The 14,143-nt window shown below is 58.8% G+C and carries 12 protein-coding genes; 4 read left to right on the plus strand and 8 right to left on the minus strand.

All coding sequences use genetic code 11. The features are described 5' to 3' along the window. Positions 1-4: 4 nt before the first annotated feature. Complete coding sequence (ribF, locus tag ACJ8QF_RS18865) at positions 5-943, minus strand: bifunctional riboflavin kinase/FAD synthetase (RefSeq protein ID WP_044029716.1); 939 nt, start codon at positions 941-943, stop codon at positions 5-7. Between the two features lie 390 nt (positions 944-1,333). Here ribF and rpsT point away from each other — a divergent pair, with 390 nt between their 5' ends. Further along, a complete protein-coding gene (rpsT, locus tag ACJ8QF_RS18870) occupies positions 1,334-1,597 on the plus strand; it encodes a 30S ribosomal protein S20 (protein ID WP_004932960.1) in 264 nt (87 codons plus the stop codon). 71 nt (positions 1,598-1,668) lie between these two features. Here rpsT and nhaR read toward each other — a convergent pair whose 3' ends face one another. The 4 genes from nhaR to dnaK all read right to left on the minus strand — a co-directional run bounded on the left by nhaR (position 1,669) and on the right by dnaK (position 7,308). Beyond that, a complete protein-coding gene (gene nhaR, locus ACJ8QF_RS18875; RefSeq protein WP_004932962.1) occupies positions 1,669-2,568 on the minus strand; it encodes a transcriptional activator NhaR in 900 nt (299 codons plus the stop codon). Between the two features lie 192 nt (positions 2,569-2,760). Beyond that, positions 2,761-3,927, minus strand: coding sequence for a Na+/H+ antiporter NhaA (gene nhaA / locus ACJ8QF_RS18880; RefSeq protein WP_049187973.1), 1,167 nt, complete (start codon positions 3,925-3,927; stop codon positions 2,761-2,763). 236 nt (positions 3,928-4,163) lie between these two features. Then, complete coding sequence (gene dnaJ / locus ACJ8QF_RS18885) at positions 4,164-5,288, minus strand: molecular chaperone DnaJ (RefSeq protein WP_004932969.1); 1,125 nt, start codon at positions 5,286-5,288, stop codon at positions 4,164-4,166. A gap of 106 nt (positions 5,289-5,394) precedes the next feature. After that, positions 5,395-7,308 carry a molecular chaperone DnaK gene (gene dnaK, locus ACJ8QF_RS18890; protein ID WP_004932972.1) on the minus strand — a complete coding sequence of 638 codons (1,914 nt, stop codon included), beginning with the start codon at positions 7,306-7,308 and terminating at the stop codon, positions 5,395-5,397. Positions 7,309-7,632: 324 nt separating this feature from the next. Between dnaK and satP the strand changes: the two genes are divergently transcribed. Beyond that, positions 7,633-8,232: an acetate uptake transporter gene (satP, locus tag ACJ8QF_RS18895; RefSeq protein ID WP_015376609.1), complete on the plus strand. Its 600-nt coding sequence runs from the start codon at positions 7,633-7,635 to the stop codon at positions 8,230-8,232. Between the two features lie 44 nt (positions 8,233-8,276). Here the strand turns inward: satP and ACJ8QF_RS18900 are convergent, their stop codons facing one another. The 3 genes from ACJ8QF_RS18900 to tal form a co-directional block, all read right to left on the minus strand. After that, positions 8,277-9,584 (minus strand): MFS transporter, encoded by a 1,308-nt coding sequence (locus tag ACJ8QF_RS18900; protein ID WP_044029718.1) that lies wholly within the window; start codon positions 9,582-9,584, stop codon positions 8,277-8,279. Between the two features lie 124 nt (positions 9,585-9,708). Next, positions 9,709-10,296 carry a molybdopterin adenylyltransferase gene (gene mog / locus ACJ8QF_RS18905; RefSeq protein WP_004932980.1) on the minus strand — a complete coding sequence of 196 codons (588 nt, stop codon included), beginning with the start codon at positions 10,294-10,296 and terminating at the stop codon, positions 9,709-9,711. 151 nt (positions 10,297-10,447) lie between these two features. Beyond that, positions 10,448-11,401: a transaldolase gene (gene tal / locus ACJ8QF_RS18910; RefSeq protein ID WP_004932982.1), complete on the minus strand. Its 954-nt coding sequence runs from the start codon at positions 11,399-11,401 to the stop codon at positions 10,448-10,450. Between the two features lie 383 nt (positions 11,402-11,784). On the opposite strand from tal, the gene ACJ8QF_RS18915 reads away from it, so the two are divergent. Together ACJ8QF_RS18915 and yaaA are read left to right on the plus strand one after the other, a co-directional pair. After that, positions 11,785-13,221: an alanine/glycine:cation symporter family protein gene (locus tag ACJ8QF_RS18915; protein WP_082997241.1), complete on the plus strand. Its 1,437-nt coding sequence runs from the start codon at positions 11,785-11,787 to the stop codon at positions 13,219-13,221. Between the two features lie 105 nt (positions 13,222-13,326). Beyond that, positions 13,327-14,103 (plus strand): peroxide stress protein YaaA, encoded by a 777-nt coding sequence (gene yaaA / locus ACJ8QF_RS18920; RefSeq protein WP_442537757.1) that lies wholly within the window; start codon positions 13,327-13,329, stop codon positions 14,101-14,103. Positions 14,104-14,143 lie beyond the last annotated feature (40 nt).

Here is a 14,143-nt window from a genome sequence, read left to right on the forward strand (position 1 = left end):
GAGATTAAACCGGTGTCTGTAGCCCGAAGAACTTCCGGGCCGTCACCACATCATTGGCGATTTGCTGCTTCAGGGCATCGAGCGAAGCAAACCGCTGTTCATTGCGCAATTTTGCGCGGAGCACCACCTCAATATGGCGCCCGTAAAGATCCATTGTGACATCCAGCAGATGCACTTCCAGCTGCTGGCGCACGCCGGCGACGGTCGGGCGCGTGCCGATATTGGCCACGCCCGGCAGCGGCTTGGGTCCCAGGCCGTACACTTCCACCGCATACACTCCTTTCACCGGCGCCACCAGACGCTTGAGCGGCAAATTGGCGGTCGGGAAGCCGATGGTGCGCCCCAGCTCGTCGCCGTGCACCACGCGCCCGGAAATGCTGTACGGGTGGCCCAGCAGGGTCTCCGCCAGCGGCAGATCGTCCTCGCTCAGCGCGGTGCGGATCGCGGTGCTGCTGATGCGCCGCTCGCCTTCGCGGAAGGTCGGGGTGCTGACCACGTCGAAGCCGTACTCTTTTCCGGCCTGCTGCAATAGCGGAAAATCGCCCTGACGCCCGGCGCCAAAGCGAAAATCATCCCCCACCATCAGGAATTTGACGCCCAGTTTTTCCACCAGCAGCTCGGCGACGAACGCCTGCGCGGTGTTGGCGGCGAAACGCGGATCGAACTTGACGCACAGCAGGTAATCGACGCCCGCCTGCGCCAGATAGTTGGCCTTGTCGCGCAGGCGCGTCAAGCGGGCCGGCGCTTTGTCTGCGGCGAACATCTCCAGCGGCTGCGGCTCAAAGATCATGACCATCACCGGCAGCCCGAGGCGTTTCCCCTGTTGCTTCAACTGTTCCAGCAACGCCTGATGGCCGCGATGCACGCCGTCAAAGTTGCCGATGGTGAGCACGCAACCATGGTGGCGCGCCCGGATATTGTGAATGCCGCGAATTAGCTCCATAGCTGGCTCAAAACAGTGGAAATCGGCGGATTATACCTTGTACAGCCGGTAAGGTTAACCCGCGATTGGTGCCTTTATGTAATAGACATACCATACCGGAGATAATCTGCGCGTGAAACGGCTTCGCCGCAGTTTATCCGGCGCTGCCGGGGCGATTCTCGACCGCGGCCAACGGCTTGCGCCCGCCGCGGCAAATCATTGGCGAATTTTCTCGCGAAACACTGTATTCCCAAGAGCGAAGCTGGTAAAATCCTGCGCCATCACAACGTAGCGAGTGCCGCCTGTACAAACGGCGCTTATTTGCACAAATCCATTGACAAACGAAGGCTAAAAGGGCATATTCCTCGGCCTTTGAATTGTCCTCAATAGAATATATTTGGGAGTTGGACCTTGGCTAATATCAAATCAGCTAAGAAACGCGCCGTACAGTCTGAGAAACGCCGCAAGCATAACGCAAGCCGTCGCTCAATGGTGCGTACCTTCATCAAGAAGGTAGACGCAGCTATCGCAGCTGGCGACAAAGAAGCAGCACAAAATGCATTCCTGGTAATGCAGCCACTGGTGGACCGTCAGGCAGCTAAAGGCCTGATCCACAAAAACAAAGCAGCGCGTCATAAGTCAAACCTGACTGCACGCATCAACGCAATGCAATAAGCATTTCGTTATCTGCTTGATAAAAAAACCGGCTCAGGCCGGTTTTTTTACGTCCTGCGTTCAGTGAACCGCTAGCAGGAAAACAGCGCCGAGAAGTCTTTGTTGCAGACGCGCTGCACCGCCGGATGCTGGATCATGCGCTCGGCGAAGATGATGTAATACTCCTCCTGCACGCTGTCGATGCGCCCAATCTCCACCACATTGTCATCGTTGTAGGTATCCTGCGCATACAGCGTCGGCGCCACGAAGATCGCATTGTGGTACATGCCGAAGGCCTTCATCAGCGCCGCATCGTCGAACTCGCCCAGAATTTCCACCTGAATACCCTGCGTATTGAACCAGTTGAGCAGCTTGCGCCCCAGCATCGAACGACGGCCGGGGATCAGCAGCTTGCGCTGCTCCAGACAGGCCGGGAACGGCAGCTCCGGCGCCGGCTGGCGACAGAAAAAGCTGATGCCGCACTCGCCCAGCTTCAGCGAGAACAGCCCTTCCTGCTGGCTGGAGTCCACCGGGCAATCCGACAGGATCATATCCAGCTTGTGCTGGCTGAGCTGCTCCAGCAGCATCTCGTGCGTCGATTCAAAGCAACGCAGGTGGATCTGCTCGTTGTCCACCACCACCGCCGTTTCCAATACCTGGCTGACCAGCCGCTTCGACAGCGCGTCCGCCACGCCAACGTCGAACAACAGGTTGGACTCTTTGCGGTAGTTGACGATATCCAGCATTTCCTGGCTGAGCATAAACATCTTGTCGGCATAGCGGAACACCAACTGCCCCAGCTCCGAAGGCACCAACCCGCGCCCCTGGCGTTTGAACAGCTTGCCGTCCAACCGCTCTTCCAGCGCTTTGATCTGGCCGGTGATGGTCTGCGGCGTCAGAAACAACGCTTCGGCGGCACCGACCACGGAACCGGCCTTGCAGACCTGCCAGAAATAGTAAAGGTGATTAAAGTTGATATGCGACATCCTCACGAGCGGCTCTCCTTAACAACGTTTCGCAGCGGCAAACGGTGTGCCGTGACGAGCGACAAACTTCCTTTCCCTGCTTCAGACAACGTGTAGCCCCATTAGTCCCAACGAAGAACGGCCGAAGCTGCACATATTTTATACCGTACAGCTCCGACCAGCCATTTTATTATGTGCCCTTACCGGGCACATTCAGGATTAACGCACGCGCGGCAACGCCAGACGCAGTAATCCATACCCTACCACCGCCGCAGTGGTGGAGCCCAACAGGATCCCCAGGCGGGAATAGGTGCTGAGCGCCGCATCCGCATCGCCGAACGCCAGCGAGGCGATAAAAATCGACATGGTAAAACCAATGCCGCAAAGCACCGAAACGGCAAACACCTGTTTGAAGCCGATACCTTCAGGCAAACGGGCGATGCCCATTTTCACCGCCAGCAGGCTGAAGAGGAAAATCCCCAGCGGCTTGCCGATAAACAGGCCAGCCGCAATCCCGACCGGCAGCAGCGACGTCAACCCATCCAGCGATACGCCCTGCAAAGAGACCCCGGCGTTGGCGAAAGCGAACAGCGGCAGGATCATAAACGCGACCCAAGGGTGCAGCTCATGCTCCAGCGTTTCCGACGGCGATGGCCCCTTCTTGACGTTCAGCGGGATCATAAAGCCGACAATCACCCCGGCCAGCGTCGCATGCACCCCGGACTTGAGGATCGCCACCCACAGCACCAGGCCGACCATCATATACAGCGAGGTCTTGCCCACGCCGCGCCAGTTCATCACCGCCAGCAGCACCGTCGCCGCCGCCGCCACGCCCAGCGCCACCATCGACACTTCGTGGGTGTAGAACAGCGCGATGATGATAATCACGCCCAGGTCATCGATGATCGCCAACGCCAGCAGGAACACTTTCAGGCTGGTCGGCACGCGGTTGCCCAGCAAGGCCATGACGCCCAGCGCAAAGGCGATGTCGGTCGCGGCCGGGATCGCCCAGCCCTGGCGGGTAACTTCATCCGCGCCGTTGAACAACAGGTAAATCAGCGCCGGCGCCAACATGCCGCCCAGTGCTGCGATCGCCGGAAACACCGCTTTGTCGCGCCCGGACAGCGAGCCTTGCATCAGCTCGCGCTTGACCTCCAGCCCCACCACCAGGAAGAAGATGGCCATCAGGCCGTCGTTTATCCACAGCAGCAGCGGCTTGGCGATCTCCAGCGAAGCTACCTTCACCATCACCGGCAGGTTAAGGAATGCCTGATAGATCCCCTGCGCCGGGGTGTTGGCCATGATCAGGGCGACGATCGCCGCCGCGATCAGAATGATACCGCCCGCGGCTTCCTGACGTAAAAATTGACGAATGATGTTGGTCACAGTACGTCTCTCCAAATCTGTGCAGGACATAGCGCCCTGCGAACCACAGTCATGAAGTGAGTATAGAGGGCGTTTTAGTTCGAAAAAATAAGTTTATAAATGCTAAATAGCTCGAAAAAACCGATAAAAAGCACGAATAAGTCACATTTACGTTGTGGAATTAGCGGTTTGGCGCGCAAATAAAAACCCCGGGACAGAAGCCCGGGGTTCGCACATAAGCCAACAGAAACAGCAGGTTAGCGAGTCAGATCGTCAAAGAACTTTTTCACCCCGTCGAAGAAGCTCTTCGAACGCGGGCTGTTCTTGTCGCCGGACGGGCCACCCAGGCTCTCTTCCAGCTCACGCAGCAGCTGCTTTTGCTTGTCGTTCAGATTGACCGGGGTTTCCACCACCACGCGGCACAGCAGGTCGCCTTGGCTGCCGCCACGCACCGATTTCACGCCCTTGCCGCGCATGCGGAACAGCTTGCCGGTTTGGGTCTCCGAAGGCACCTTCAGTTTCACCCGGCCGTCCAGCGTCGGCACTTCAATCTCGCCGCCCAGCGCCGCCATGGCGAAGTTGATCGGCACTTCACAGTACAGGTTGTTGCCTTCACGCTCGAAGATCGGGTGCGCCTTCACCTGCACCTGAACGTACAGATCGCCCGCCGGTGCGCCGTGTTCGCCGGCTTCACCTTCACCCGCCAGGCGAATGCGGTCGCCGGTATCGACGCCGGCCGGAATTTTCACCGACAGCGTCTTGGATTTTTCTACCCGGCCGTGGCCGTGGCACTTGTTGCACGGATCTTTGATGATCTGACCGCGGCCATGGCAGTGCGGACACGCCTGCTGCACGGTGAAGAAGCCCTGACGCATCTGCACCTGGCCCTGGCCGTGACAGGTTGGGCAGGTAACCGGTGAGCTGCCCGGCTTGGCGCCGCTGCCGTGGCAGACGTCGCACTCTTCCAGCGTCGGGATGCGGATCTCTTTGGTGACGCCACGTACCGCTTCCTCGAGGGTCAGCTCCATGTTATAGCGCAGATCGGAACCGCGGCTGGCGCGCTGACGGCGGCCTCCGCCGAAGATGTCGCCAAACACGTCGCCAAAGATATCGCTGAAGTCGGCGCCGCCGCCAAAGCCGCCGCCGCCCATGCCGCCCTGTTCAAAGGCTGCGTGCCCATACTGGTCGTAGGCCGCGCGTTTCTGGTCGTCGGTCAGAACTTCGTAAGCTTCTTTAACTTCTTTAAACTTGGTTTCGGCGTCTTGTTCCTGGTTGCGGTCAGGATGGTATTTCATCGCCAGGCGTTTGTACGCCTTTTTGATCTCACGTTCATCCGCCGTCTTGCTGACGCCGAGAATCTCGTAATAGTCTTTCTTCGCCATTCTTTCGCTTACCCTTAACATGCGTGCACGGGCGCAGAGTTGCCTCGACGCCCGTGCTGGTTTCCGGGAGCGGCACCTCGGCCGCCCCGTGCCCGCTTAAGGGCGATTATTTTTTGTCTTTAACTTCTTCGAACTCGGCGTCAACCACGTCGTCGTCTTTCTGCGCCGCGTTGTCCGCGCCGGCGTCAGCACCCTGCTGAGCCTGCTGCGCCTGAGCCATTTCCAGCAGCTTGCCGGAAACCTGCACCAACGCCTGGGTCTTCGCTTCGATCTCGGCTTTGTCTTCGCCTTTTACCGCCGCTTCCAGATCTTTCAGCGCCGCTTCGATCGCCGTTTTGTCTTCCGCCGGCAGTTTGTCGCCCGCTTCTTCCAGCTGTTTGCGCGTGCCGTGGATCAGGTGATCCGCCTGGTTGCGAGTCTGTACCAGCTCTTCGAACTTGCGGTCAGCTTCAGCGTTCAGCTCGGCGTCGCGCACCATTTTCTGGATTTCGTCTTCGTTCAGGCCAGAAGATGCCTTGATGGTGATCTTCTGCTCACGGCCGGTGTTCTTGTCTTTGGCAGACACGTGCAGGATGCCGTCGGCATCGATATCGAAGGTCACTTCGATCTGCGCCATGCCGCGCGGCGCCGCCTGGATACCGTCCAGGTTGAACTGGCCCAGAGATTTGTTATCGCTGGCGCGCTTACGCTCACCCTGCAGCACGTGGATGGTTACCGCAGACTGGTTGTCTTCCGCAGTAGAGAACACCTGGCTGTGCTTGGTCGGGATAGTGGTGTTTTTGGTGATCAGCGGCGTCATCACGCTGCCCATGGTTTCGATACCCAGCGACAGCGGGGTCACGTCCAGCAGCAGAACGTCTTTCACATCACCGGCCAACACGCCGCCCTGTACCGCAGCGCCCACGGCAACCGCTTCGTCCGGGTTCACGTCTTTACGCGGTTCTTTGCCGAAGAAGTCTGCGACTTTCTTCTGCACCATTGGCATACGGGTCTGGCCGCCCACCAGGATCACGTCCTGAATGTCGGAAACCGACAGGCCAGCGTCTTTCAGCGCCACTTTCAGCGGTTCAATAGAGCGCGCCACCAGATCTTCAACCAGCGACTCGAGTTTGGCGCGAGTCACTTTGATGTTCATGTGTTTTGGACCGGTCGCGTCTGCAGTGATGTACGGCAGGTTAACGTCGGTCTGCTGAGCGGAAGACAGTTCGATCTTCGCTTTCTCGGCGGCTTCTTTCAGACGCTGCATCGCCAGCGGATCGTTACGCAGATCGATACCCTGATCTTTCTTGAACTCTTCCACCAGGTAGTTGATCAGACGGCTGTCGAAGTCTTCGCCACCCAGGTGGGTGTCACCGTTGGTCGCCAGCACTTCGAAGGTTTTTTCGCCGTCAACGTCGTCGATTTCGATGATGGAGATATCGAAAGTACCGCCGCCCAGGTCATAAACCGCGATGGTGCGGTTGCCGACTTCTTTGTCCAGGCCATAGGCCAGGGCCGCCGCGGTCGGTTCGTTGATGATGCGCTTGACTTCCAGACCCGCGATGCGGCCGGCGTCTTTAGTCGCCTGACGCTGGGCGTCGTTGAAGTAAGCCGGTACGGTGATAACCGCTTCAGTTACCGGTTCGCCCAGGTAATCTTCCGCCGTTTTCTTCATTTTTTTCAGCACTTCCGCAGAGATCTGCGGCGGAGCCATTTTCTGGCCTTTCACTTCCAGCCAGGCGTCGCCGTTGTCGGCTTCGACGATTTTGTACGGCATGATCGCTTTGTCGCGCTGCGCTTCTTCATCCTGGAAGCGGCGACCGATCAGGCGCTTGATGGCGAACAGGGTGTTTTCAGGGTTGGTGACTGCCTGACGCTTAGCCGGCTGGCCAACCAGAGTTTCACCGTCCTGGGTATATGCGATAATAGAAGGAGTGGTGCGGTCGCCCTCGGCGTTTTCCAGCACGCGTGCCTTGGCACCATCCATAATTGCTACGCAAGAGTTGGTCGTACCCAGGTCGATACCAATAATTTTGCCCATCTAAACGTCTCCACTAAAAAATTCATAATCAGTCAGGTTGCTAACCTATATGCGGGCGATTTTTTGCTTTTCAACTGCCCGATATCTCAGTGCGACCCGCGGTTAGCAGCTGCGGTTGCAAATAAGATGGGGCCATCCAACCCGGCATCAAGGGGCAAGGCGAAAAAAATTTCTTTTTTTATCGTCATTCAGATCATTGTTTCCGGCTGCGGGGATCATTATGATGCGCGCGCTCTGGTGGAAAACTTCGATTTTTTGGCCATTCAGACCATTTATGATTTTAATTCGCTGTTTCCGTTAATTTTCTGTTATCGCAGAGGACTTATGCACACCAACAAGTTGGCGAATCCCGGCCCTCTCGGCCTGATGGGCTTCGGGATGACCACCGTCTTGCTGAACCTGCACAACGCGGGCTTTTTCCCACTGAACTCCGCCATCATCAGCATGGGGATTTTCTTCGGTGGCCTGGCCCAGATCCTGGCCGGACTGCTGGAGTACAAGAAGGGCAACACCTTCGGCATGACCGCCTTCACCGCCTACGGCAGCTTCTGGCTGAGCCTGGTCGGCCTGCTGCTGCTGCCGCGTCTGGGCCTGGCAGAGGCCACCGAGGCCCACGTGCTGGGCATCTACCTGGCGCTGTGGGGCGTCTTCACCCTGTTCATGTTCTTCGGCACCCTGGGCGCCAACCGCGTGCTGCAGTTCGTGTTCGCCAGCCTGACGCTGCTGTTCGCCCTGCTGGCCGTCGGCAACATCACTGGCAACCACACGCTGCTGACCTTCGCCGGCTATGAAGGGATTATCTGCGGCGCCAGCGCCATTTACCTGGCGATGGCCGAAGTACTCAACGAGCAATACGGCCGCACCGTGCTGCCGATTGGCGAACCGGCTCCGGCGCGCGTCGCGGCATCGCCGGTCACGGCGTAATCGCCCGCCCCTGATGAAAAAGCCCTGCACTGCAGGGCTTTTTTTTAGCTGTAGGAGTCGGCTCGCCGCTCCCCGGCTTCGCTGTTCAGGTCACGATGCAGGTAGAAGCCGAGCAGCAGCCCGATGAGCGACAGCGCCAACACATAGTAAGCGGGCGCTAACGGGGTTAATTTCATGATCAACGTCACAAAAATAGGGGTTAAACCGCCAAAAATAGCGTACGAGACGTTATATGAGAACGAGATACCGGTAAACCGCACTTCCGCCGGGAATGCCCGCACCATCACGTACGGTACGGCCCCCACCACGCCTACGCTGAACCCCACCAGAGCATAACAGGCGAACAGCATTTCCGGGCGCACGCCCACCGTCTGATAGAACAGCCAGCTGCAGCCGGCCAGCAGTACACTGCCGACCACCAGCGTTTTGCTGGCACCGAAGCGATCGGCCGACAAACCGGCGACGATGCAGCCGGCGATCAACATGATGGTGGCGATGCTGTTGGCCTGCAGCGTCAAGGCCGGCGCGATGCCGAACTGCTTTTGCAGATAGGTAGGGGTCATCAGGATCACCACCACGATGCCGGCGGAGAGCAGCCAGGTCAGCAGCATCGACACCGCCACTTCCCGTTTGTGGTTGAGCACCACCGATTTCAGCGGCAGCTCCTCGGCCAGCGCTTTACGCGCCTGCATCTCGATAAAGATCGGCGTTTCCTGCAGCCAACGGCGCAGGTACATCGCCACCAGGCCGAACATGCCGCCCAGCAGGAAAGGAATGCGCCAGCCGCCGCCGGCGATGCTCTGCGGGCTGAGCGTGGTGTTGATCACCGTCGCCACCACCGAGCCCAGCAGGATGCCGACCGTCAGCCCGGCGGTTAACGTGCCGCAGGCGAAGCCGATGCGCCGGCGCGGCACGTGTTCGGCGACGAAGACCCAGGCGCCCGGCACCTCACCGCCGATCGCCGCCCCCTGCAGCACGCGCATCAGCAGCAGCAGCAGCGGCGCGGCGATGCCGATGCTGGCGTAGGTCGGCAGCAGGCCCATCGCCAGCGTCGGCAACGCCATCAGCAGAATGCTCAGGGTAAACATCTTCTTGCGGCCGACCAGATCGCCGAAGTGCGCCATCACGATGCCGCCCAGCGGGCGGGCCAGATAGCCGGCGGCGAAGATGCCGAAGGTTTGCACCAGACGTAGCCATTCCGGCATGTCCGCCGGGAAGAACAGATCGCCGACCACGGCGGCGAAGAACACGAAGATGATGAAGTCGTAAAACTCCAGCGCGCCGCCCAACGCGGCCAACGTCAGCGTTTTGTAGTCTTGCCGGTTCAGCCGGCGATTAGTGTCGTGAGGCATAGGGCACCGTCGGTAAAGGCTGTAAAAATAAAAGCCGCAGGCTTTCTGTAAAAGAATCCTTACTATAGCGGCAAATTATTTTCACACCAGACGGGTTGAAGCCGATCTCGCAGAACGCTGAAATTTAGAGGTTTATCTCGCGACGCGCGCTCTTTGGCCGAAATGCTGCTACCACTGCGGCATGCGTTTCGACGTAAGGCCCGTCGAGCAGCTGAATACAGTAAGGCACGCTGGCGAAGATGCCGTGTACCACCGCATTGCCCTGCTCATCCTTTACCCCTTCCAGCGTTTCCTTGATCGACTTCGGTTGGCCGGGCAGGTTGATGATCAGCGCCTGTTTGCGGATCGCCCCCACCTGGCGAGAAAGAATTGCCGTTGGCACATAGTGTAGGCTGATCTGACGCATTTGCTCGCCGAAGCCGGGCATCACGCGATCGGCGATCGCCAGCGTGGCGTCGGGGGTGACGTCGCGGCGCGCCGGCCCGGTGCCGCCGGTGGTCAGCACCAGATGGCAGCCCATTTCGTCCACCAGCTCGCACAGCGTCTGTTCAATTTGCGTCTGCTCATCGGGGATCAGCCGGGTTTCCAGCTTGAAGGGCGTCGCCAGCGCGCCGCTCAGCCACTCCTCCAGCGCCGGAATGCCTTTATCCTGGTAAACACCGCCGGAAGCGCGGTCGGAAACGGAAACCAAACCAATACGTAAAATATCCATGCGTAACCTCTACAGCCTGATGGGGTCCGAACGGGCTCGTCCCCCGTTCTGTTGTCATTGCCGAGAGTATAAGGGCTTCCCCCGCCGGCGGGGGCGTCGGGCATAAAAAAAGGTGGCCTGAGCCACCTTTTTACTGCGCGATCTGCGGGAATTACAGCAGGTCGGCGATCATTTTTTCCAGTTTGCCCTGGTCTACGGCGAACTTGCGGATGCCGTCGGTCAGTTTCTCAACCGCCATCGGATCCTGGTTGTGCTGCCAGTAGAACTCAGGTTCGGTCAGTGCGGCAGGACGCGCCTTCACTTCACCGGTATAAGACAGTTTGCGCTCCAGCGCGCCTTCGCTCTCCGCCAGCTCTTTCAGCAGCGCAGGCGCGATGGTCAGGCGGTCGCAGCCGGCCAGTTCGATGATTTCGCCGACGTTGCGGAAGCTGGCGCCCATCACCACGGTGTTGTAGCCGTGCTGTTTGTAATACTGGTAAATTTCGGTCACGGAGATCACGCCCGGATCTTCGTGCGGGGCGAACTCTTTCTTGTCGCCGTTAGCTTTGTACCAGTCGAGGATACGGCCGACGAACGGCGAGATCAGGTAAACGCCGGCTTCGGCACAGGCGCGAGCCTGAGCGAAGGAGAACAGCAGCGTCAGGTTACAGTTGATGCCTTCTTTCTCCAGCTGCTCCGCCGCGCGGATGCCCTGCCAGGTCGAGGCCAGTTTGATCAGAATGCGATCGTTGCTGATGCCGGCTTCGTTGTACAGCTTGATCAGGCGCTTGGCCTTGGCCACGCTGGCAACGGTGTCGTAAGACAGGCGTGCATCCACTTCGGTGGAGATGCGACCCGGAACCAGTTTGAGGATCTCCAGACCGATGTTGACCGCCAGCTTGTCGGCGGCATCGGCGATTTGCTGCTCGCGATCGCTGCTCTGGCCGCGCGCCCAGGCGATGGCTTCGTCAATCAGTTTGCGGTATTCAGGAATTTGGGCTGCATTGAGGATCAGCGAAGGGTTGGTTGTGGCGTCCTGCGGTTGATACAGCTTCATTGCCGCGATATCACCCGTATCTGCAACCACCGTGGTCAGCTGGCGCAGGGAAGTTAATTTGTCGGTCATGTTGGCATTATCTCATCGTTTGTGCATGAACTTTTGGCATTGTTCAACCATGCCCTACCCTGATAATAACATGCGCCAAGCCCGGTGCAAGGCTGGAAAACCGCGGCGCACAAGCATCTGTTTTATCCTTGGGCGAGCAACCGTTTACGCCGATATCTTTCGCCATTACCGAGCGGATGGAAAGGCAATAACGTGCTATTGTCCGAATAAATTATGTTAAATTCGAAAAAATTGATGCAATTCGTCCGCTAATCTGCGAAAAATCTTAATCGACTGACGCCGGACAGATTCCAGCTAAGCTCTTGTAAAAAATAGGCCAATGTTTTTCACCTGCGGTGGATGCTGCAAGGTGCGCATTAAATTTCGATAAGAGGAGGGATCCATTGACGGACCTGATGAATTTTATAAACAACATTTTGTGGGGGTCGGTGCTGATTTATCTGCTGCTCGGCACCGGCATTTACTTCACGCTGCGCACCCGCTTTATCCAGCTCCGCCACTTCAGCCACATGTTCTCGGTGTTGAAAAACAGCAATAAAAGCGACAGCGCCGGCATCTCCTCTTTCCAGGCGCTGTGCACCACGCTGGCAGCGCGCGTCGGCACCGGCAACCTGACCGGCGTCGCCATCGCCCTGACCGCCGGCGGCCCCGGCGCCATCTTCTGGATGTGGGTGGTGGCGTTTATCGGCATGGCCACCTCATTTGTGGAAAGCTCGCTGGCTCAGCTCTATAAAACCAAAGACGATAACGGCAACTACCGTGGCGGCCCGGCCTATTACATGGAAAAAGGCCTTGGCATGCGCTGGATGGGCGTGTTGTTTTCGATCTTCCTGATCATCGCATTCGGTCTGGTGTTCAACGCCGTGCAGGCCAACTCCATCGCGCAAGCTTCCGCCGTCGCCTTCCACTTACAGCCGCTGCACGTCGGCATCGGTCTGGTGCTGCTGAGCGGCGTGGTGATCTTCGGCGGCATCCGTTCCATCGCCAAAGTGGCCGAACTGGTGGTGCCGCTGATGGCCGGTGCCTACCTGTTGCTGGCTCTCTGGGTGATTGGCCATAACATCGAACACATGCCGGCGATCCTGGCGCTGATCTTCAAAAGCGCCTTCGGCCTGCAGGAAGCCGCGGCCGGCGCCGTCGGTTACGGCATCTCCCAGGCGATGACCCAGGGCGTACAGCGCGGCCTGTTCTCCAACGAAGCCGGCATGGGATCGGCGCCCAACGCGGCGGCGTCCGCCTCGCCTTATCCGCCGCATCCCGCTTCGCAGGGCTACGTGCAAATGCTCGGGGTGTTTATCGATACCATCGTCATCTGCAGCGCCACCGCGGCGATCATCCTCTCCTCCGGCATTCTCGATCAGCCGACCGACAGCATCAGCGGCATCGATCTGACACAGCGCGCGCTGTCGACCGCCGTCGGCAGTTGGGGTACGCCGTTCGTCGCTATCGCCATCTTCTTCTTCGCCTTTACCTCGATCATCGCCAACTACGCCTATGCCGAGAGCAACCTGGTGTTCCTCGAACACAATCATCCGGGCGGCCTGCTGATTTTCCGCTGCGTGGCGCTAGGCATGGTGATGTTCGGCGCGCTGGCGGAGCTGCCGCTGGTGTGGAAAATGGCGGATACCTCCATGGCGCTGATGGCGATCACCAACCTGACGGCGATCCTGCTGCTGTCGCGGGTCGCGCTGAAGCTGGCCGACGACTACCATCGCCAGCGCCGCCTGGGCAAGCTGCCGACCTTCGACGCCAACCGTTATCCGGAGCTGAAATCGCAGCTGGAGCCGGGCGTGTGGGACGACAAGCAGCCGCCGCGCTGAGTATTCCGGGGCGTGTGCGATGCACGCCCCGCCTATTGGACCGATTGCCCCTTTTTTCCGCGCTTTTTGCTACAGTATGCGCACTTGGATAAACAGGATCTGGCCATGCTCGTTATTATTTCCCCTGCAAAAACGCTCGATTACGACAGCCCGCTGGCGACAGAACGCTTCACGCAGCCCGAACTGCTGGACAAGTCTCAGCGGCTTATCAAAATTTGCCGCGCGCTGACGCCGGCGCAAATCGCCAGCCTGATGAGCATCAGCGACAAGCTGGCCGGACTCAACGCCGCGCGCTTTAGCGAATGGCAGCCGAAATTTACCACGGACAATGCCCGCCAGGCGTTGCTGGCGTTCAAGGGCGACGTTTACACCGGCCTGCAGGCGCAGGATTTCAACGAAGCCGATTTCGACTTCGCCCAGCAGCATCTGCGCATGCTGTCCGGCCTGTATGGCGTGCTGCGCCCGCTCGATCTGATGATGCCGTACCGGCTGGAGATGGGCATCAAGCTGGAAAACCCGAAGGGCAAAGATCTGTACAGCTTCTGGGGCGATCAGATCACCCAAAAGCTCAACGAAGCGCTGGAGCAACAGGGCGACGACGTGGTGGTCAACCTGGCCTCCGACGAGTATTTCAAAGCGGTGAAGCCGGCCAAGCTGCACGGTTCGCTGATCAAACCGGTGTTCCTCGACGAGAAGAACGGCAAGTTCAAGGTCATCAGCTTCTACGCCAAGAAAGCGCGCGGGTTGATGAGCCGCTTTATCATCAAAAACCGCCTGACGCGCAGCGAGCAGCTGGCGGACTTCAACCTGGAAGGCTACGCCTTCGACGAAGCCGCCTCGCAGGGCAACGAGCTGGTGTTCAAACGCCCGGAGCAGGCATAAAAAAAGCCGTCGCAAGACGGCTTTTCGCATTCTAGCCTGC

The sequence above is a fragment of the Serratia sp. CY81684 genome (assembly GCF_052166595.1).
GTDB classification, from domain to species: domain Bacteria; phylum Pseudomonadota; class Gammaproteobacteria; order Enterobacterales; family Enterobacteriaceae; genus Serratia; species Serratia nematodiphila.